Below are 22,542 nucleotides of genomic sequence, written 5' to 3'. Positions count from 1 at the left end.
AATTGAGAATAAAAATAATATATGACAACTAAAAACCTTATTACCGAAGGCTCGGCTAACACAACACATATCGAACTGCTAGAGCCGATTGCAGAGATGCGCGACAAGAATGATCGGCAGTTCGTCACCGCGTTGGCGCGAGGGCTAGAGCTACTTCGTTGTTTTACCCCGCAGCGTCCTTATCTTGGTAATCAAGACTTAAGTCAATTAACAGGACTGCCTAAAGGCACGATTACGCGTCTTACTTATACTTTAGTTAAGCTCGGCTATTTAAAGCAATCAATAAATAGTAGTAAATATCAATTGTCTGCCGGTGTATTGGGTTTTGGCTATACGATGATGGCGAACATCTCTATCAACAATCTAGTAACGCCATACATGGAAGAGTTAGCAGAGTATGCAAATAGTGCGGTTGCCATGGCCACTCGCGATCGACTAACGATGGTATATTTGAATGTGGTGCAAGGTGATGGCACTACGACTATGCGCCGTAATGTCGGCTCATACTTACCTATTCACTTAAGTTCGATGGGCAGAGCCTGTCTAGCAAGTATGCCGCAGGCTGAGCAAGAATTTATCCTTGATGCCATTCGCACTAAGTACAAAGAGGATTGGATAAAGATTAGAAGAGGACTAGATAAAGCTTTTAAAGATTATGAAGATTATGGCTATTGCTTTTCAATTAGCGAATGGCAAAAAGATGTCAATGCGGTTGCCACTGCTTTAATGCACCCTACTGAGGGTTTACTGACTTTTAATTGTGGCGCGCCAAATTTCGTTTTGAGCCGTACAAAACTAGAGGAAGATGTTGCCCCTCGTTTACTGCATATGAAAAATAGTATTGAGAGCAATCTTTACATTAGCTAGATCATGTCATTAATTATAGAGATCGCATAATTATTAACACTATAAGTGAGTATGCGATTTTATTATGAACTCAGTATCATGGAAACATACATATAATGCAGTGGCATGATCCGCGCTTTTACCATACTTCCAGATAGTCGCCTAGTCGCTATCTTTACCACCATATCATAAAGTCTTATTAAAGCTCTCTTCGCTACAGCCCTATAAAAATACTGATGGCAAATCCCTATAGGCAGCACCTCATCTGTACGCCGCCATTATCATATTTGCTGCTCTGATCCGTAACATAGCATATCTAATATACTGCCATTCTAATTTACATATTGATAATAGTTATCGTTTGTAATATTATTCGCTTAAATTATTACAGTCACTTTACTAAGTGCCCCTATCTTAGGATTGGCACCGCTACCCCTTTTATTTTTATTGATCACTGATTGAGACATTTATGCGTTTATCCACTCTGACCCAAGCAGTCGCTTTGATTACCGCTACTTTGATGTTGACTGCTTGCGGCGATGATTCTGATGTCAGTACAGAAATCATTGATGGGACACCGCCACTTTTGACAACGGATAGCAACTTTTCGAGTGGTTATAGCGCAGTTGCGGCCGTATTTGTCTCAGGTCAAGTGCAAGATAGCGGTGGCATAAAGTCTGTGACTTATACATTGAACGGTAGAGCACCTCAATCACTAACTATTGACAAAAATGGTTATTTTAACGATCGCATCTTGTTAGATTTAGGCGAAAACAGCATTGCCTTAGCCGCCACTGACAATGCAGGTAACATCATGCGCTCAACCAAAAATATGTATCTGGGTGATACGGTGGCAGCTGGTGGCTCACATACCGCAGCCCTTCATGATGGGCAGCTCTATGGTTGGGGGCGTAATAACTATGGGCAAACAGGCACCGCATATACCTCGACATTCACTGACACTATGGGACATCCAGAGTTACCGACACTCATGAATAATGCCGCAAAAAACCTAGTATCTATTAAATTTAATCAAAACCACTCACTTGCTATCGACGATAAAGGTCAAGTTTATAGCTGGGGTAATGATGCTTATGGACAATTAGGACGTGGTCAGTCAAATCGTCATTCTTGTGTTAAATCCGCTGATTGTCGTCTTGATATCAGCGCGATTGCCGGTATTGATAATGCGGTTATGTTAGCGGCTGGTTATAATCATAATTTGGTGTTGACCAAAGACGGCAGCGTTTGGGCATTTGGCGCTAATGCTCAAGGGCAGCTCGGTAATAACACCGCTATAGACAGCAGCATACCAGTCAAAGTTGACTTTTCGGCGTCAGAGGGCGTCGGTCATATCATACAAGTCGTAGCCAGTAGCAGTAGCTCATATGCCTTAGATGATAAAGGTCAGGTATGGGGTTGGGGCAGCGACGGGAGCGCCAATCTTGGGCGCGGTCAAGCATGTGATAAAGCCAACAATTGCATCAATGTTACTAATAAACCGTTACGTATCAACGTCATTGCACATGATTTGGCTGATAGTACTGCTCAAGGGGTAGAAAAAGAAATAGTCACTCAGCTTGCTGCTGGTAAAGATCATGTTTTAGCACTGACCAACAAAGACTCTGTCTATGGTTGGGGGCTAAATGCTAGCAGCCAAATAGGCTACAACGGAATTGGCTTTAAAAATACCGCAAAAGCATGGGCAAGCACCATAACTGCGCCAACCAAATTGCCTTGGTTTGCAGGTAAAGAGGTTCGCCGTGTCTACGCCAATGGCAATGCCAGCTATGTATTGTTGGACAATGTTGCAGCAAATAACAGTAACACCCAAGCGTCAGATGGCATCCTTTATGCTTGGGGCATGTTTGGTGAAACAGACGGCAAAGGCAAAACAAGTTATGAAAACTTAGATGAACCAACAAACAAGCTGACCAGCTTAAAAAACATCGATAATATGGCGATGGGTACAATGCATCTGATTGCACATGAAAAACCACGCAATCAAAACAATGGCATACCTTTTAAGAACGGCAATCTGTTTACGTGGGGCTGGAGCTTTGAGGGTTCATTAGGCAATGAAAACACCTCACATACTTGGATGTATAACTACCCTATCCCTGTAAAAATTCCTAGCCAGCTATAAGCAGTGATTATTGAGCGGCGCTCATAAAAGCGATACACAAGGACCTAGTACGTAAAAAGGGATCTTACTGAGCTTTTTAAAAGGTATTTAAGGCTAATAAGCAATCAAAGTGACATACAAACATAGAAAGACCGCTCCAATCGAGCGGTCTTTTATTATCTTACCCATTATTTATGGTAAGTAGCCCTTTATAGGGCTGATATCAGCTGGCAAGTCAGTTTCACCTAAGGCCTCTAACAAGTTGATTTCAATCGTGCGCGATAAAGCCGTTAATGGCAGCTGATTGTCCGCCAAGCCAAATGGTGATTCTAACTCTTCACTTAGCGCATCAAGTCCAAAAAAAGTATAGGCAATCACGCTGCAGATTAAGGGTGTCACCCAGCCTAGAGAAGATACCAGACCAAACGGCAGCATAAAGCAATAAAGATAAGTGGTTCGATGTACAAGCAAAGTATAAGCAAATGGCAGTGGCGTATTATGAATACGTTCACACGCCGCCAGTACCACCGTCATAGAGTTCAGACGCTCATCCATATTTTGTACCATCTGCTCTGATAGCAAATGCTGCTGTCGACAATATCCAAGCTCCTTACCCATCAAGCGCATCAGATAATCAGGCAGATTTTTTGCCTGCCGCATTTTGCTATGATATTTCGGATCAACAAAGCGCTCGATATCCTCCCAAGGCGAGGTGTTTCGCAATCGATGACGCACCGCATGAGTAAAAGCAATACTCAGATGAATCAGACGGCGCTGAGTATCTCGCCCTATTGGTTTGTCTTCGTCGATATAAGAAAGCGCTTGACGGCACAGGCTGCGCGCATCATAAACCAATTGTCCCCATAGCCCCCTTGCTTCCCACCAACGCTGATAGCTGGCATTATTACGAAAGCCCAAAAACAACGATAAAGCAATCCCAAGTAAGGTAAAAGGCGCGACGCTATAAGAAGAAAAAGAGCTTGGAAAGCCGTGCTGAATATTGGTAATAAGCGCACTGATAAGACCAATCAGCAAAATTTGAGGATATACTTTGGGAAGAATTGAGCCACGCAAGGTAAAGAATAGTTTAATGGCGCTTGGGTTTTGCTTGACGATCATATTGACTTCCTAACGCTGATACTTTTGCAGAGCGAAATGATAACAGACTCACCATAATGAGGTGCAAAAAGATGCTTATCATTGAACTGTGAATAAGTATTTATCGTAAAAATACACCACTATTTTTATCACCTTGTTGTGCAATAGATGTATAACAAATCATTGGTTGTTATAGTGATGTAATGATAGCAAGGACAAAGGTAGATAGCAGATGCCATGGCACAAAAATTCAATTATAGTAGACATAGATATGCTCATATAAACAAAATAAGGAATAAATGATGAAAAAATTAGGATTATGCGCCGCAGTGGCACTGAGCTTGAGCGCATGTGCTGGCGGGATAAACGGTGGCACCATTGGCAATAACAACCAAAATACTATCGTCACTCAATATCCTGTTGAAGCAGCGATGCTCAACATTTACACCAAAGCTCGTAGTCAAAGCTTGGTAGCGACCGTCGGCAATCAAACTGCTTCAGCTGATATTACAATTACCCCAAAAGGCAGTATGGTATTCAATAATAAACAAGTACAAGCTGCCGAAGTAAATACTATTAATAAAGTAAATAATCAAATCACTGATCAATCTGTTGCCATCAATTACTTTACGTTAAATCCATTGGTTTTCCATGGTTATACTGATAGCTCAGGCAAATACTCACTAGCGACCCAGAGCACGACGCTTCCTAAGCTGGCAACCGTTGGCTCCTCTAGTCAATTGATTGCAGAGGACGTATACGCCGATAGAAGTATGCGCAGAAAGATAGGTAGCTATAGACAAGGCTGGTCATTGACCAGAGACACCAATAACACTGCATGGTTTTGTGTCGACACCTCAGCCAATCTACTCGTTGCAAATGATCCCAATGGTGTCTCATCAGAATGCTATAAAATCAATGCGCGCGGCGATATCTTAGATAGTAAAGTGACGATTAGCCAACCGACAAACAACGGTACGAAAGCGATTGTATTTACCAGCCGCTAAATAATTCGTCAATAAATCACTTAACGTTGCACAAAAAAACGCCCCTTAAATTAAATAAGGGGCGTTTTTTTGAAATTTATTTATGCTGTTATAATATCTATTATATTAAACGGCAATTTTGTAAGCTGATTTTTTGATACGCATATCACCCGTTTCAACATAACGCTGATGCCATGATAAAGCTTCGTCCAAGATATGCGGCGTTTGCATACCGGCCGTATCTGAAGCACGATCAAAATAATCTTGTAGCATTGGGCGATAGTCAGGATGGGCACAGTTATCGATAATTGATTTTGCACGTTGACGCGGCGATAAACCACGCAAATCTGCCAATCCTTGTTCGGTGACAATGACCATCACATCATGCTCAGTATGGTCGTGATGCGAGACCATCGGCGTAATACAAGAGATGGCGCCATCTTTTGCCACTGATGGCGATACAAAGAATGACGTATAAGCGTTACGGGCGAAATCACCTGAACCGCCCAAGCCATTCATCATGTTAGTTCCCATGACGTGGGTTGAGTTGACGTTACCATAAAGGTCGCATTCAATCATGGCATTAATGGCCAATACACCTAAGCGACGCGCGACTTCAGGATGGTTGGTGATTTCTTGTGGACGCAATACAATACGCGCACGCAGCTCTTCGATATTGGCATTAAAACGCTCTAGCGCATCTGGGCTTAATGACAGTGCAGTGGCAGATGCCATGGTCATTTTGCCAGACATAATTAGGTCTAACATACCATCTTGCAATACTTCTGTGTAGCCGGTCAAATTCTCAAACGGGCTGTTTTGTAGTCCTGCCAATACGGCATTGGCTACGTTACCTACACCAGACTGGATCGGTAATAAATTTTCTGGCATGCGACCTTTTTTGACTTCATCATGGAAGAAATCAATGATATGACTGGCTATTTTGTTTGAACACTCATCAGGATCAGCAAACTTGCTGTTGCGATCAGGCGAGTTCGTTAGGACAACGCCAACCACTTTATCCAAGTCACAATGTAGATACGGCACACCAATGCGTCCGCCTGGGGTCACAAGTGGAATCGGCTTGCGGTTTGGCGGCATACCGATATCATTATAGACATCGTGCATACCTTCTAACATCAAGCTTTGCTGCGCGTTCACTTCTAAGATGATTTTGTCTGCATTTTCTAACCAGGCATTATTGTTACCGATAGAAGTCGATGGAATCAAACGACCATCTGGCAAAATACCCGACACTTCAACGACCGCTATATGCATCTTGCCATAGAAACCGATGGTGCTCTGCTGCGCTACATGCGATAAATGCATATCGAAATAATGCGCTTCACCTGCGTTGATTTGTTTACGTAAAGCAGGCTCTGATTGATATGGCGTGCGCCACTTGATGCCGTTCGCTTCTGCCAATACGCCATCACATTCGGTTGCGGTAGAGGCACCTGTCAATAAACCAATTTGAAAGTCTTCACCGCGAGCATGAGCCGCTTCCATATGTTTGGCAAGCGCAGCGGGTATCGCTTTTGGGTAACCGGCACCGGTAAAGCCACTCATACCGACATTCATGTCGTTTTTGATGAACGCTGCTGCTTGATCAGCAGACATAATTTTTTTGCTTAGACCGTCGTGAAGCACGCGACCTTCATGATTTAATGATGTCATACCTTTTTTCCTAGTAACTTCCATATTAAAATCAAACCACTTCGCGATGAAGCGTTTGATACGAAACCAACAATAAAATGCATTGCTGCATATTAGCAACTTTCCCGCAAAAAACAAGTTGAATGACTTAAATTTACCTGTAGAGATTTTATCTGTCTCATATAAACTAACATTAGTTCGTTTTTTAATATCGTTTATATAACGTTCTTTTTCTCTTTAAATTGCAGTCAGATCTATTTTTCTTTATCTCAAAGAGATATGCTTACCGTAAGGTATGATGGTTAAAAATCCTTATTATTTATTTTTCTTAGATAGGTATCAACGCATTTAAAAACTATACTTTGAAATATAGAATGGGGTATTTTTGATTAATAGAAAAACATTAACGATAATATTTCTGGTTTTTTGTCTATAGACCCAAAAAAATTATAGTAAGATTATCAGTGTCATATTTTTAAAAGGACTCTACGCATGTTATATTTTAGAAACTGGCAAAATTTTTTAACTAAAGGTTATACTGATAAAAACTGGTGCTAAATTTGATATGAAAGCAGTTCATTATTAGCTGATTGACATAAAGTTGGTAGCGAAAAAATAAGCATTTAAGGATGAATGATGACAACTCAACAGCACGTTTTGGCCTGTATTGACGGCTCAGCAGTGACAGAGTCTGTTTGTGACTATGCAGCATGGTATGCAAGGCGACTCAATATTTCGATAGGACTGTTGCATGTCAGCGATGTGGCAGCGTCTATTAGAAGAGACTTGTCTGGGGCGATTGGCATCAATAGCCGTCAATTCTTGCTAGATGAATTGTCTCAGCTGGACGAGCAAAGAGCCAAGGTAGTCAATAGCTATAGTAACGCCTTGGTGCAAGATGCCAAAAGCCATATCAAAAATCAGTTTGATGACGTAGATGTCTATGTTTATCAGCGCCGTGGCAAGCTATTGCCTGCTATTGAGCATTTTAAAGCGCATAATCGTGCCATCGTTATGGGACGCCGCGGTGAAGACCATAAACATAGTCGCATAAATATCGGCAGCCAAATCGAGACAGTTGCACGAGCGTCAAACGTACCGGTGCTTATTTGCTCAGAAAAATTCAAAGAACCTCACTCGTACATGATAGCCTTCGACGCCAGTAAAACTGCCATTAAAGCCATAACTATGTTGTCAGAGAGCAGCTTATTAAAAGGCATGCAAGGTCATATCGTGATGATCGGCAATGATAATGAATCTGCTAAAAAAAGTCTGGCTAATGCATGTACGCAGATGACATCGGCAGGTTTCTTGGTAGAGACCCATCATCTTCAGCAGCTTGATGCGGTCAATGGCTTATTAGCTTTTCAAATGGAACATGCAATCGATATTATTGTGGTGGGTGCTTATGGCAGCTCAAAATTACAGCATCTATTTCTTGGCAGCACTACGACAGAGATTATCGCCAGTACGCTGTCACCAGTGATTTTGGTACGCTAATAGCTGAAAATCCGGGTCGAGACGTTTGATAAATACCAATGACATTCTTTATAGCTTGATAAATAGTCACTAAAAAAGCAAGGCATCTGGTGCCTTGCTTTTTTATGTTTATCCAACAGATTTCATGGTTATTTGACTTAGATGTTTAGTCACATAGGTGCTTAGTCAAAATGGAAACCTGCACCGATGGCGGCACCTACGTTGCCTTGGGTGTCCGCTGTACCATTTAGCTTCATCACCCAGCGTCCATCATTAGACATTTTCGAGAAGCCAATCGCGACAGCACTTTCACCATTATAGGTCGCGATACCACCGCCTATCATCGGTTTACCGATAATGTACGCTTGTGGCAATGAAGACATCGCCATGGCGGCTGAGATACCGGCATTGGCGTCATCTTCGACTTCGCCAATTCTGTAGCCAAGCTCATTGATGCTGTTGCCTAGATTTCTATTGACTGCGTCCAATTGACCGAAGTTTACAGCGTCTCTAGGTTGCATGCCATCCGCAACATTGGTTATCTTAGTGCCAGCAGCATTGATACCAGCAGCCGTCATACTAGGAGCTGTTTCGGCATTACCAGTATATATACCGGTTTTAGTGATACTAGGGCCACCTGCAATAACGACTCCGTTTGTGCTGACGGTTGTATCACCAGTCGTCACGCTGTCGACATTAATGTTGCCGTTTAAGTCAAACTTGATGCTACTGCCTGCTGATGTCGTGGTGATATTATTGCCACCTTTAAACGTAAGTGGAGCAGAACCTGCTTTTTTGTTGATAACAGGACCAGTATCTGCATCGAAGTTGAGTCCAGAGCCCATCTCAGCTATCGCAGCTGTCTGTGTATTGATGGTAGATAAAACTTCAAATAACTGTCCACCATTGACGGCATCTTTACTCGCTACCTCAATGAAGCCATTAGCCACATTGGTGATCTTGTTACCACCAGCATCGACACTGGTTTTAGTAAATTTAGGGCCGCCTGCGATAGTTAGACCACTATTATCCATCGTAGTATTACCCGTTTTTACGCTATCTATAGCGATGTCTTTACTTAAATTAAAGCTAACATTATTACTCTCTGCTGTTTTAGAGACGGTTATATTGTTATCTGTATTGTTTAAGTCGACTGTATCGCTTGGTTTCACTGTGCTGGTATTTGCTCCTTGGGCGCTAATATTCCAACCTTTATTAGCATCAGCTGCACTTTGTTTGACTTCGTTTAACTGTTCAACATTAACAGCGTCAGTAAGCTCAGCACCTCGCGCAAGGTTGGTAATAACCTTACCACCATTATTGAGGCCGCTGCTACTTAAGCCTACTGTACTGTCACTAAAGCTGACACCACTAGTATTTACTATAGTAGCCCCTGCTCTTAATCCATTAGATGAGATCATAACATCACTGCCAAAGGCTGCACTATTGAGACCAGTTAAGTCTTTAGCTAATTTGACTGTTAAAGTGTTGGTAGTATTGTCAGCAATAACACCAATATTGTCATCAGATAAATTAGTGAGGTTAGTATTACCACCCGTAGTTTTCAATACTTGACCAGATTTACGTGTAATGACAGAGGTGGGGCCAGTATTATCACCAGTGAAATCCAAGCCTCGGTTCACTGCATTATTAGTAGTTTCTAGTTGACTATAATTAACGGCATCTAACGGATTTGAACCTGCTTTAACATTGATAACTTTTTTGTTACCAGCGTCAATACCAGCTTTAGTGACGCTTGGGCCACTAACAACATAAAGCCCAGTGCTATTTAGATTGGTAATGCCAAGAGGACTTGCTACCGTAACACCAGTAAGGTCTATTGAAGTATTAGCGAATGCATTTCCAGTTATCATACCTAAACGGTCAACAGTAGTGACAGGACCTAGACCAAGTGGCAAGCTGCTACTATTTCCCATTTTGACACTGCCATTAGTGTTTAAATCAAGGTTATTATTTAAGACAACTTTAACTTTGCCACTGGCAGCTGTAGTCGTAATATTACTATTAGAGCCAATAATTTCAACTACTTCGCCCAGATTTTTTTGGACGGTATTATTATCGGCTGCTTTGATGCCAAAGCCTAAAGTAGTAACGCCGCCAATAGCATTTTTCACGTCACCGATGTTTGCGGCATTTAGCTGGTTATTTATATCCGTAAGACTACCACCACTTAATACCCTCGTGATCTGCTGATTACCAGCATTGATGCCAGTAGCAGTAAAGCTTGGGCCACCAGCAATGGTTAGACCATTATTGTTAAGTACACTATTACCAGTTGTAACACTAGTAAGTTTGATATTGTCCGCCAGCTTAAAATCAATGACGTTACCAGTTTTAGCTACTTCAATGTTGGTTTCGCCAGCGGCAGTACCGATATCAACTGTGTCACCAGCTTTCACAGTACTAATTGTTGCACCATTAGTCTCTAAGCTAAAGCCTTTATCTAGTTCTGCGATAGCGCCTGCAACGCCAGTTTGGTTATTACCATTGATTTGATAGACTGGAGTGCTAACCGTACCATCAGTATTAACGACTGAACCACCGCCGAAGTTATTAGCGATAGACTGTGCGGTACCAAATAACTGACTACCGTTGATGGCATCAGTTGAAGTAGCGTTTACATCACCTTTACCTACATTAACGACTTTAAAACCGCCGTTATTAAGCCCAGTGTTTGTTAAGCTGACAGTTTTAGTTGGATCAGTGTTAGTGATCGTAAAACCTGTCCCGCTTAAGCTTACGGTACTGCCTGTAAAGCTGATGCCACTTGTATTCATGACAGTATTACCTGTCGTGACACTATTAAGACCAGTCAAGTCTTTAGCAAGCTTGATATCTAAATCATTACCATTAGCGACCACACCAATGTTATTACCAGACGCAAGCTTACTCGCATTACTCTCACCACCTTTGATGGTAAGGGTATCACCAAGCTGACGATTGATTACAGTTGTTGTATCATCGCCAGTAAAGTTTAAACCATCACCAACCGTGCTACCCAAATCACCAATAGCTGAGTTAGTAGCAGATAACTGACTGCCATTAATCGCGTCAGTACTGGTTGCACTTACAACACCCGGAGCGACGTTTTGGATTTGTCGTTCAGCACCGACAGTGCCAACCGATACCGTTCTAGCACCACTAATCAGACCAGCGACTGGCATAGTGTTTATGGCAAAAGTGCCGGTATGCTGAGATCCAGTGATAGAGCCGTTTCCTAACGCCACGTTACCTGACTGCCCTGCAATAGCGCCACGACCTAAAGCTGTAGCATTGCTGACTGCACTAGAGGCTTGACCAACAGCAGTACCGCCAATAGACGCTTTGGATTTAGAGCCAAGCGCTACCGCGTAGTTACCTGATGCAGAGTCATCACCCAAGGATACGGCATGGTTACCAGAATTCGATCTCACACCTATTGCTAGACCGTTTCTAGTACTAGCAGCGGCAGTTGCGCCTCTACCAATTGCGATACTATCTTCACCATTGATTATTGCACCCTCGCCAAGAGCGATTGAATTCTTATCACTGGCTTTGATCGTGACGTTATTGCCCAGAACAAAGGAGTTGTTAGCCGCGATGGCATTGTTATTACCAACCGCGTAACTACCCATACCACTAACGATATTAGGGTCACCAAATGCACCTGAATTATTACCACTAACAATATGGCCAGTACCCACAGCGATTGAGTTAGCGCCGTTCACTGTATTTCCTTTACCTATCGCTATTGACTCTTTACCACCTACTATACTTCGATCACCTAGAGCAACAGAACTGAGGCCATTTGCTTCTGAAACAAAGCCCATAGCCGTTGACCATTGTTTAGTTGCTTTAGAACCAACACCAACTGCGGTGCTTTGTATTCCAGTAGCGCGCGTACGTGAACCGATAGCAGTACCTGTAAGAGTAGTAGCTTGCGCACCTTCACCTATAGCCACTGAACGCTCACCTAAGGCTTTTGCATTTACGCCAATCGCTGTTGCATTTTTATTAGTAGCTTCAGCATTAAAGCCAACAGCTGATGCATTTTCACCTACGGCTTCAGAGAAACCACCTAAAGCCATGGCACCAGCACCGTCTGCTTTAGAGCGACGACCTAGCGCTACACTATCTTCGCCTCTAGCGTTTGCAGTAGGACCAACAGCTGTGGCACCTAAACCTTCCGCACTACTCCTGACACCTAGAGCAACTGATTCGCCACTTTTAGCTTTAGCTTCAAAACCTGATGCCAAACTGCTACGGGCTGTTGCTTCTGCACCTGCACCAAAGGCACTAGCCTGAATACCAATAGCTTTAGCATTCTCTCCAACAGCAGTTGAGCGGTCACCATTTGCTATAGCATTAGAGCCAACAGCAAGAGCATCAGTACCTGTTACTGACGTGGTGTATGGTTTTGCATTGCTAGAGCGGATAGGGAAATCAATGCCAGCAACGATAGTATCTAACGCTCTTAGCTGAGATACATTGACCGCATCACTATCATCTCTACCAGCTGCGACATTAACTATCTGACGGTTGCCGTCAGCATTATTGCCTACAGAGACAGCACCAAGTACAGTACTTCTAGTAGATTCAATAGCTAATCCACTTGCTGATGTTGGGACAAACACTGTACCTAAGCCAGTAGCAGTACGGTTAGCTACTGATTTCGATCCTAAAGCTACACCATTATTAACGTTAACTATAGAGCCATTACCTATAGCAGTTCCTTCGATAACAGTAAGAGTAGCAGACATTGTGGTGCCTCCTGCATCTGCGTTATCACCGTATGCTGCACCACCATTCCCTGCACGTGATCCTACACCAATAGCTTGTGACCCTGTAGCTAGCGAATTTTTCCCAATCGCAATAGCATTTTCACCACTGGCCTCAGCTCTATCACCGACAGCAATAGTACCTGTTGCTGAGGCGATAGATTGAACACCAATACCAATAGCATTAATTCCAGCAGAAACAGACCCACGTCCAAGCGCCATGCTACTGTGACCTTGAGCTGAAGAGTTAGTACCTACTGATATGCTGTTTTTACCGATCTGTCCGTTCTGGAAATTGCCAGCATTATTACCGATAGCTACTGTTAAATCATTAGTAATACCTGCACCAGCTTCATTACCGATCGCAACGTTTCTTATTCCACTGACGTTTTTACCAGCTTCAGTACCCAACGCTACGTTACGGTCACCTCTGACATTTGCACCAGCGAAGTTACCAATCGCTGTGTTATAGTCGCCACTGACAATAACGCCTGTATTCGGACCCATAGCAATGTTAGCGCTACCTTTCACATTGTTACCTGAAAAAGACCCGATAGCTGTATTTGCATTACCATCAACAACACGACCTGATCGCTCACCCAATGCTGAGTTGTAATTACCTGCTATGTCTCTACCAGCATCAGCCCCTATTGCAACGTTTTGTCCTTTAATAACAGGAAAGGGATTTATAGCAGATGTAGTTATAGATGTTATATTTGAGCCTGCACCTCTACCTATACCTACGTTACCCGATGATAGTACATTTTGACCTGAAGCATTACCTACAGATACTCCCTCTCGAGTACCTGCAGTTGATCCAGAACCAGAGTTCAAACCTATGGCTACTGTAGTCTGTCCAACTGCAGAAGCACCCTTACCAATCGCAATTGCGTCTGCACCTTGAGCACCTAGGTTATCTTCATTAGTGCCACCTGTTGAGTTGATACTGACGTATTTTATCTGGTTGGCTACAATATCACCAATGGTTGCAGCGTTATGTTGATTATTGGGATCTGTTAGTAAACCCCCACTAGCGACGTTCGTGATTTGATTACCGCCGTTGTTAAGACCAGCACTGGTTAAGCTGACAATTTTAGCTGGAACAGTATTAGTGATCGTGATACCTGAGTTATCAACCAAAGTATCCCCCATCGTTACACTTCCATCAGCGTCAAGGTCAATATCTTTAGCAAGCTTGATCATTAAGATATCGCCATCTGCGACAACACCGATATTATCATTATTGGATAAATTGTTTGCATCAGTCTCACCACCTAAAATATGAAGTGTTTCACCCTGTTTGAGTGCAATAGGATCACCAATATCACCTTCAAATTCTAGAATTATTGAAGTATCCGAATTATCACCTTCTTTCTTATGACTATTGTTAGTAGTATGAGTATGTTCACCAAGACCATGGGTATGAGTAAAAGGATAATCGATATTGTGATTACTCGAGTTACCATTATTTGGAATAGCACTCGCTTGTATACAAAAACCAGCCGCCATTAAACCCAGCCCGATAGCCGTGAGTTTGAAAGCACTGGTAGATGAAAGATTTTCTGTCGTGTTGATGGTAGCGTTTGCACTCACGCTAGATTTGGAAGATTTGCCACGTGCCTTTGCGTATTCACCAACTGCAGTGAAACAGTTTAAGGCTTCATTCCATATTACCTTATAGATGCGGTTCATGATGTATACTCCCTTATAGATTTGTCTGATTTAAAAAATCGAAGTTAAAATCCATTTTGTAGAGAGTTGATGTAACAAAAGAAAACAGTTATGAGGCAATAGGATTAGAAGTTAGGGTTAAAAAATTACTTAGATGATTATTTGAGACATAAAGCGTCTTATTTTGTAAATCATTATAACTCTCTGTATATTATTATTAACGAATATACAGAGAGTCTCAATACCACACATCGGCAATTTACTACCGTCCATCGGTTATATTCTTATTAGTGAATATATGTTGATGAAATACGTTCTCATTTGAGGTTATTTCTATTTAATAGGTAGTATTACTTTTATCACAAGCCCCAATATACCATCTTGGCGATTATGGACAGTGATCTGACCTCTATGTGCCATCACTACGGCATGGACGATTGCCAACCCCAGTCCATAACCGCCCGTTTCGCGATGGCGCGCCGTATCAAGCCTAACGAAAGGCTGAAAAATACGCTCCAGATCCTGTTCTGCAACACCGCCCCCCTCGTCAGTGATGCTTATTTCAATAGCTGACATTTTATTATTCATCTTCACTGCTTGTATCTCAGCCATCACTGCCGAATCAAAAGCAGTATGCATAAAAGCATTACGGATGATATTTTCAAGGGCACTATGCAGCTGTTCTTGATTGCCCATTACTGTGCAAGAATCTGGCAATAAAGACGGATTCACATGCCATTGCCAATATATATTTTTATGCTGAAACTCAAAACAGACATCTTGACCAATCTCATTGATAATTTCACAGATGTCTACTGCCTCATTTTCTAGAGTGTCGACGGTATATTGCTGCATTTGCAACGATTGAATACGGATAATTTGCTCAATCAGCTCATTCATCCGCGTTGACTCTTTATCGATACGGTCAAGATAACGACTGGCGTTGGGCGCAAAATCTCGTGTCAGCTCAGTCGCTACATCGAGACGGGCCAGCGGCGAGCGCAGCTCATGCGAGATATCACTTAACATCTGCTTGCGTGCCAGCTCACTGTCAGCGAGCCGCGTTGATAGTAAAGCGACATCTTTTGCTAATAACCCCAATTCGTCAGAACCCAGACTTGATAACTGCGGATTGACTTCATAGTTGCCATCTATCATCCGGTGTACGGTATCCTGCACACGCCCAATACGCCGAGTCAACGTACGACTGAGCCAAAAGCACACCAACACGCTAAAGAGTATAATCAGCAAGAGCCGCAGCATAAAATTGCCCCGCTGTAGCTCTAACACATCTTTAAATAATAGGTGCGGACGCAGCTGTATGATAACGCTGTCATTATTTGGCATAACCACTGTAACCTCAGCTAACTCAGGTCGGCTATCAATGTCAGCAATGGCTTTATGAGACGGCATTGGTTTTAAAATATCATCGAGGCTAAAAGGTTTATTATTTGGGTGCGCGCTTTTGACGCCATCCTTATCAAAGGAATACGCCCTATAAGGGTTCTTATCGACACGCTCTTTATCACTAATTTCATGATAATCAGATGTTTTATTGTCAGTACTGCTACTCACAGAATTGTGCATATTCAGTGGTACAGATGATTGCTCACCTTCTATCTGCAAGTCTATTGCCTTTATACTTGCCACGTCACGTGCTTGACGCCGCTTGACACGATTTTCTCGAAACCGATATCTTGGAAATATAATAGCGCCCTGCTCATCGTATATCCTGATTTGGCTCATGAGTCTTCGATCTTCGTTATAAATCTGCTTTACAGTAGATAAGTCACCCGCTTCCAAGGATATGACCAGCCGCTCACGCTGAATAAGCAGCTTATCAATTTGAGAATCCATACGATTAGCAAGCTCTCGCTCATTAAGCCAGCGCTCTACTGCTATAGATAAGATAGAAGTGATCAGAATCATAAATAGCAAACTCAAAAAGAGTCGCCAAAATAGCGACACAGGTATGCTCAGCTTCGATTTGTTTATCGCTGTAGGATTTTGGGCAGCTTCTGTCATTAGAGTACCAACTGATAGCCTTTACCACGAATTGCCTTGATTGGCTCATCATGGAAAGGTTGAAGTTTTTTACGCAGGCGCGAGACATGGACATCAAGGCTACGGTCAAAAGGCTGTAATTCTCGCTGCAAGACATGCTGTGATAGCCACGATTTACTGACTACCTCACCTTTTTGTCGTAATAAAGCCAGCAATAAATCAAACTCTGTACCTGTTAATTGCAGCTCAACGCCATCTATCTGGCAAAGCCTTTGCTGTTGGTCAAGATATAAGCGACTACTCGGCAGCGGTAATTGCTCGGTAAAACTGACCGCAATACTGGTGCGCTTAATCACCGCATTGATGCGTGCCAGCAGCTCACGTGGATTACAAGGCTTGGTAATATAATCATCAGCGCCAAGCTCCAGCCCGATGATACGGTCTATCTCCTCCCCTTTTGCGGTAAGCATAATGACAGGGATATCACTAATAGCAGGCAGCTGACGTAACACACTGAGCCCGTCTATTTTTGGCATCATGATATCGAGCACCAACAAATCATAAGGCGAACTATCTTGCATCGTCGTCTTTAATCGCTCTATGACCGCTTCTCCATCATGCACGCAGTCACAACGAACACCGTGATTATGCAGATATTCTTGCAGTAATTGAGTCAACTCTTCGTCATCGTCACCCAATAAAATATTTGACATTGTTATCACCTTATTATTGTACCTCTCAACCATTTTATGGCTCATATTATCAAGCAAGCGCTACCTATGCGCTATAAACGTTACCTTTCTTAATGTTTCATAAATGTTCGTAACCTCTGACTGTCGTATGATAGTGGTTATCAAAAACAAGTTGATGCTAATTTACAATGTCGAGCAATGATTCATATTAGTGATTTATAGTAGTGATTCATAGTGACTATCCGGGACGCTCGATCAAGACTAGAATTATCAGATATACCCTCACTTTTACAAAAATTAAGGTAACTCTTATGCAAATGATGCAAATGAAAAAATTATTGATGGGTTCAATATTAGCGATGTCTAGCGTATTGACCGTGACTGCCTGCAGCAGTGTCAATGCCTCTACTGAGGCGACGCCAACAACAAGCAAAATGCAGCATAAAGGCATGAAAGACGGCATGAGAGGTCCAATGGCACAGCTAAATCTAACAGCGACGCAGCAGGCACAAATCAAAGCCATCATGCAAGAAAAACAGGGCGATCACAAAAATGACCGTGCAAAACACCAAGCAGAACGTATGCAAATGCAGCAGCAGATGCAGGCATTGACGAACGCTAATACCTTGGATAACGCTGCCATCAATCGTCTTGCAGACCAGCAAGCAGCTAAAAGCAAGCAGCGCTTTATTGAACGCGTTCAAACCCAACATGCCATTTCGCAAGTACTCACAGCTGAGCAGCGTGCAAAAATGGCACAGTTAAAATCAGAAAGAACAACCAAAGGTCATCATGGTTCAAAACAGCGTAAGATGCATAACCAAGCGCAGTAAGATATAAGCTATACAATTAGAAAGCATTAGTTAGATAAAGTAAGAACATTTAAAGAAGCGTATCGGCTTACCGATGCGCTTCTTTTCCTCTGTATTTTACATTTCCTAAATTCAATTACCTCATAACCGTTTTCTTATCTGAAAACGAAAGATGTCAAAGTCCTTTCTACTACTCGCAATATTCGTTACTATTTAACCTTATCAGTTAATCTTATTGATTAATCCTATATTTTTAGCCCAATTTCTTTCATCCTCGTAAAAAGGACTTTGCGATGTCAGCTCCATATTCTTATTCTCATCAGACACAAGCGCCCACTTATAAGACTTTAAAATCTGCAACGTTAATTATTGGCAGCACGCTATTATTTTCTGTATCTGCCCATGCGGTAGACACAAATACTGCTGTCGCCTCAAAAACCATTAATCCAACCTCGATTAATACCAGTGCGATTAATCTAACGGTTATGAAAGAAAATCCCACGGTATTGTCTGAGACGCAGCGCGTGACACGAGCGAAAAGTAACACGTTCACGCCTAAGGCCACGCAAGCCAAAACCGATCAAGCCATCTATTCTGTGGACGCTATCCACCATCCTGTTTGGGCAAAAAACGGCATGGTTGCTACCCAAGAAGCACTGGCTTCTGATATCGGCTTAAAGATTTTGAAAGATGGTGGCAATGCCGTTGATGCTGCTGTAGCTGTTGGCTTTGCGTTAGCTGTGACATTACCGCGAGCCGGTAATATCGGCGGTGGCGGATTTATGATGGTATATGACGCCAAACAAGGTAAAACAGTCGCACTCGATTATCGTGAAAAAGCCCCTAGTAGCGCCTCGCGTGATATGTATCTCGATAAGGAGGGCAATGCCGTCAGTGATTTATCTCGTTATCATGGCTTAGCAGTTGGTGTGCCGGGTACGGTCGCAGGCTTACTCAAAGCGTTAGAGGATCATGGCACCATGAGCCGCGGGCAAGTGCTGGCACCAGCGATTGCGCTGGCTGAAAACGGTATCGAAGTCACTGCTGGATTATCAGAGTCCCTAGAAGCGTTAAGCGATCGCTTACAAAAATGGCCAAGTACCAAAAAGATATTCTTTAAAGCCGATGGCAGCACTTATCAACCGGGTGAGCGTTTAAAACAGCCGGAGCTGGCAAAGTCCCTTAAACTGATTGCGGCAAAAGGTAGTGATGGTTTTTATAAAGGAGAAACCGCCCGTAAATTGGTTAAAGCGGTCAATGAAGCAGGCGGTAAAATGAGCTTGCAGGACTTGGCAAATTATCAAGCTATTGCCCGTACACCGGTCAAAGGCGATTATCGTGGTTATGAGATTGTCTCCATGCCACCACCGTCTTCTGGCGGTATTCATATCGTGCAGATTTTAAATATCTTAGAAGGTTATCCGCTAAAAGACTATGGTCAAAACAGCGCGCAAACCATTCATTTAATGGCTGAAGCTATGCAGTTGGCTTATGCAGATCGTTCTGAATATTTGGGGGATTCTGATTTTATTGACGTACCTGCCAGCGGTTTAACTGCCCAGCCTTATGCTGATAAGCTACGCACGTTAATCAACCCAAATAAAGCCACGCCAGCAGCAACTATTAAGGCAAATAACCCTCTACCTTATGAGAGTGATCAAACCACGCATTTTTCTATTGTCGATAAAGATGGCAATGCGGTAGCCAATACGTATACGCTGAACTTTTCTTATGGGACGGGGCTTGTTGCTGAAGGTACGGGGATACTGCTCAATAACGAGATGGATGATTTTTCTGCTAAGCCCGGTGTGCCAAATGGTTACGGCTTAATCGGCGGCGACGCCAATGCGGTTGAAGCCAATAAACGCCCGTTATCTTCTATGAGTCCAACAATCGTATTTAAAGACAGCAAACCTTATATCGTCACAGGCAGTCCGGGTGGTAGCCGCATTATTACTACCGTCACGCAGGTGATCTCAAATGTCATTGACCATGATATGAATATCGCTGAAGCGACGCATGCGCCACGTATTCATGACCAATGGCTACCGGATGAGATTCGTATCGAAAAAGCACTAAATATCGATACTATTAAGAAACTGGAGTCCATGGGACATAAGGTCAGTCAGCAGTCAGCTATGGGATCAACACAGTCTATTATGGTTACCCCAAATGGCGTGTATGGATCTTCAGATCCACGTATTGTCGATGCGGCAGTCGTTGGTTACTGATTTAACTTTTTCATGATAAATGCGTTTGGCGAAATTGGCTGGGTGACAAGCCCGTAAACTGTTTGAACTGGCGGCTAAAGGCACTATGATCGCTATAGCCGCAGTTCAACGATATTTGAGTGACTGACATCTCAGGCATGGCTAATAGCTTAACCGCATATTCTAATCTCAGCTTTTGTACAAACTGTAAAGGCGACATATTTAGCACTGCTTTAAAGGTGCGCTCTAACTGCGATAAGCTAAAATGTGACAGCTCCGCCAGTTCTGCTATATTGATTTTCTGATCCAGATTACCGCGTACGAACTGTGCTACGTCAGCCAGTCTCGCGTGTTTACGTAAAATGCGTTCGTTATCCTCATCAATATCGACGGATATCCCAACCATCGCGACCACTTGTTGATTGTCATTATAGATAGGCAGTTTATTGGTAATACACCAGCCTAACTGACCAGATGCATAACTGTGTAGCTCTAAATTATCAACGATTGACTTCCCATCTCGCAACACTTTCATATCCTGCAAGATATAATCCTTACTCTGCTGATGAGAAAACACCTGCTCAGTGGTAAAACCTACGATGTCACTATGCTGACTTAACTTACAACGCTTTAACAATGTTTTGTTTGCCAGCTGGTAGCGCGCCTGCTCATCTTTCACAAAAAACACCACATTCTTTAAAGTATCAAGTAGAGGCAGTAATAATGAGACATTACCAATAAATGCCTCACTACTTTCTGAATAATAAGTAGCCATGCTCTGCCGCAACGAGGCAGTAAAACCGACAAGCCCCGTCTCTTCTATTACATCCATCATCCTATGTCATCCCTGCCATCTCAATCCCAGTCATTAACAAGCAATACTATTTGCTCGTCCCTTGCTAAAGATAGTAAATCTCTATCAAAACACTACTTAATCAGAAGCTATCTCACGATGGATTTTTCTCATTAAAAACCATCATTATAGCCTCTAGTGTACACCGAGCCACTGTGCAGGAATGCGCATTTTTTCATCAGAAAACAGCAAGACGCTGTATCTAAAAAAGTTCATTCTATATACAGACCGCGTTAACAGGATGGTTTTGACAAGGTCTAGCAAACAACAATGGAATGTTACTTTTTCACGGATGAATTAGGATGTCGGTCATGGCTTCTTCTCTATTTAATTTCAAAATTATTGACTCACATACGGGCGGTGAGCCTACTCGTATGGTCTATGACGGCTTTCCTGACCTCGTCGGCGATACTATTCAAGACAAACTACAATCCTTCAAACAAAACTTCGATCACCTACGTCAAAGTATCATTTTAGAGCCCCGCGGCAATGATGTCCTTGTTGGCGCGCTACTTCTTCCCGCAAGCCATCCTAAAGCCACAGCGGGCGTTATATTTTTTAATAACGCTGGTTATCTGGGCATGTGCGGTCATGGCACGATTGGCGTCATCGTCTCTTTAGCTTATCAACAAAAAATATCAGCAGGCGTACATTGGCTTGAGACTCCCGTAGGTCTGGTTAAAGCAACCCTACATGATGATGGCAGTTGCAGTGTACAAAACGTCCCTTCTTATCGTTATAAAAAACAAGTCGAAGTTCACGTTCCTGAGTTAGGGCTTATTCGCGGTGATATCGCTTGGGGTGGCAACTGGTTCTTTTTAGTTAGTGAGCATGGACAAGACATTCAAGCCAGCAATGTTAAACAGCTTACTCAAGTAACCATGCAAATTAAGCAAGCACTGGTCGCCGCCAACATCACTGGCGAAAACAGTAGCGAGATTGACCATATTGAGTTATTTGCCGATAGCGATGATACACAAGTAGATAGTAAAAACTTTGTTTTGTGCCCAGGTTCAGCCTACGATCGCTCCCCTTGTGGTACCGGCACAAGTGCCAAACTTGCTTGCCTAGCGGCTGACAATAAACTGGCTCCTGAACAATTATGGCAGCAACAAGGCGTCGTCGGCAGCGTATTTACTGGCAGTTATCAGTATGCATCTGAGCTTAATACTACGCTCAAAAATCCAGCTGGTGCAGCTTATCCTGAACAGACCATCATCCCAACGATTTGTGGTCATGCTTATGTTTGTGCTGAAACCACGCTCATTATGCAAGAAGACGATCCCTTTAAATGGGGAATCCCATCTTAATAAAATCGCAGCATTATTTATG

Annotated in this window: 13 protein-coding genes; 7 read left to right on the top strand and 6 right to left on the bottom strand. The window is 42.8% G+C overall.

The features are described from left to right. Positions 1–21 precede the first annotated feature (21 nt). A complete protein-coding gene (locus PCRYO_RS06315; RefSeq protein WP_011513564.1) occupies positions 22–867 on the top strand; it encodes an IclR family transcriptional regulator in 846 nt (281 codons plus the stop codon). A 448-nt stretch (positions 868–1,315) separates the two neighbouring features. Continuing rightward, positions 1,316–2,992, top strand: coding sequence for a regulator of chromosome condensation (locus tag PCRYO_RS06310; RefSeq protein ID WP_011513563.1), 1,677 nt, complete (start codon positions 1,316–1,318; stop codon positions 2,990–2,992). A 171-nt stretch (positions 2,993–3,163) separates the two neighbouring features. Here PCRYO_RS06310 and PCRYO_RS06305 read toward each other — a convergent pair whose 3' ends face one another. Then, on the bottom strand, positions 3,164–4,090 hold the full coding sequence (locus PCRYO_RS06305; protein ID WP_011513562.1) for a bestrophin family protein: 927 nt from the start codon (positions 4,088–4,090) through the stop codon (positions 3,164–3,166). 278 nt (positions 4,091–4,368) lie between these two features. Between PCRYO_RS06305 and PCRYO_RS06300 the strand changes: the two genes are divergently transcribed. After that, complete coding sequence (locus PCRYO_RS06300; protein ID WP_011513561.1) at positions 4,369–5,076, top strand: hypothetical protein; 708 nt, start codon at positions 4,369–4,371, stop codon at positions 5,074–5,076. 105 nt (positions 5,077–5,181) lie between these two features. Here PCRYO_RS06300 and PCRYO_RS06295 read toward each other — a convergent pair whose 3' ends face one another. After that, positions 5,182–6,732, bottom strand: a complete 1,551-nt coding sequence (locus PCRYO_RS06295; protein ID WP_011513560.1) for an acetyl-CoA hydrolase/transferase family protein — start codon at positions 6,730–6,732, stop codon at positions 5,182–5,184. A 615-nt stretch (positions 6,733–7,347) separates the two neighbouring features. Here PCRYO_RS06295 and PCRYO_RS06290 point away from each other — a divergent pair. After that, a complete protein-coding gene (locus PCRYO_RS06290; RefSeq protein ID WP_011513559.1) occupies positions 7,348–8,211 on the top strand; it encodes a universal stress protein in 864 nt (287 codons plus the stop codon). A 161-nt stretch (positions 8,212–8,372) separates the two neighbouring features. On the opposite strand, the gene PCRYO_RS06285 is transcribed toward PCRYO_RS06290, so the two are convergent. The 3 genes from PCRYO_RS06285 to PCRYO_RS06275 all read right to left on the bottom strand — a co-directional run bounded on the left by PCRYO_RS06285 (position 8,373) and on the right by PCRYO_RS06275 (position 17,356). Then, complete coding sequence (locus PCRYO_RS06285; RefSeq protein WP_011513558.1) at positions 8,373–14,660, bottom strand: YadA-like family protein; 6,288 nt, start codon at positions 14,658–14,660, stop codon at positions 8,373–8,375. 312 nt (positions 14,661–14,972) lie between these two features. After that, positions 14,973–16,664 (bottom strand): sensor histidine kinase, encoded by a 1,692-nt coding sequence (locus PCRYO_RS06280; RefSeq protein WP_011513557.1) that lies wholly within the window; start codon positions 16,662–16,664, stop codon positions 14,973–14,975. Beyond that, positions 16,664–17,356: a response regulator transcription factor gene (locus PCRYO_RS06275; RefSeq protein ID WP_011513556.1), complete on the bottom strand. Its 693-nt coding sequence runs from the start codon at positions 17,354–17,356 to the stop codon at positions 16,664–16,666. Before PCRYO_RS06275 ends, PCRYO_RS06280 begins: the two co-directional genes overlap by 1 nt. Positions 17,357–17,646: 290 nt before the next feature. Here PCRYO_RS06275 and PCRYO_RS06270 point away from each other — a divergent pair, with 290 nt between their 5' ends. After that, positions 17,647–18,168, top strand: coding sequence for a Spy/CpxP family protein refolding chaperone (locus tag PCRYO_RS06270; RefSeq protein WP_011513555.1), 522 nt, complete (start codon positions 17,647–17,649; stop codon positions 18,166–18,168). 272 nt (positions 18,169–18,440) lie between these two features. Beyond that, entirely contained in the window at positions 18,441–20,378 is a 1,938-nt protein-coding gene (ggt, locus tag PCRYO_RS06265) for a gamma-glutamyltransferase (RefSeq protein WP_011513554.1), read from the top strand. A 10-nt stretch (positions 20,379–20,388) separates the two neighbouring features. Here the strand turns inward: ggt and PCRYO_RS06260 are convergent, their stop codons facing one another. Beyond that, positions 20,389–21,192 (bottom strand): helix-turn-helix domain-containing protein, encoded by an 804-nt coding sequence (locus PCRYO_RS06260; protein WP_011513553.1) that lies wholly within the window; start codon positions 21,190–21,192, stop codon positions 20,389–20,391. A gap of 329 nt (positions 21,193–21,521) precedes the next feature. Between PCRYO_RS06260 and PCRYO_RS06255 the strand changes: the two genes are divergently transcribed. Continuing rightward, on the top strand, positions 21,522–22,520 hold the full coding sequence (locus PCRYO_RS06255) for a proline racemase family protein (protein WP_011513552.1): 999 nt from the start codon (positions 21,522–21,524) through the stop codon (positions 22,518–22,520). Positions 22,521–22,542: the final 22 nt, after the last annotated feature.

The organism is Psychrobacter cryohalolentis K5 (assembly GCF_000013905.1).
In the GTDB taxonomy this organism is placed as follows: Bacteria; Pseudomonadota; Gammaproteobacteria; order Pseudomonadales; family Moraxellaceae; genus Psychrobacter; species Psychrobacter cryohalolentis.
The sequence above is the reverse complement of the archived record's forward strand: the minus strand, read 5'-3'. Positions and strand labels throughout refer to the sequence as shown.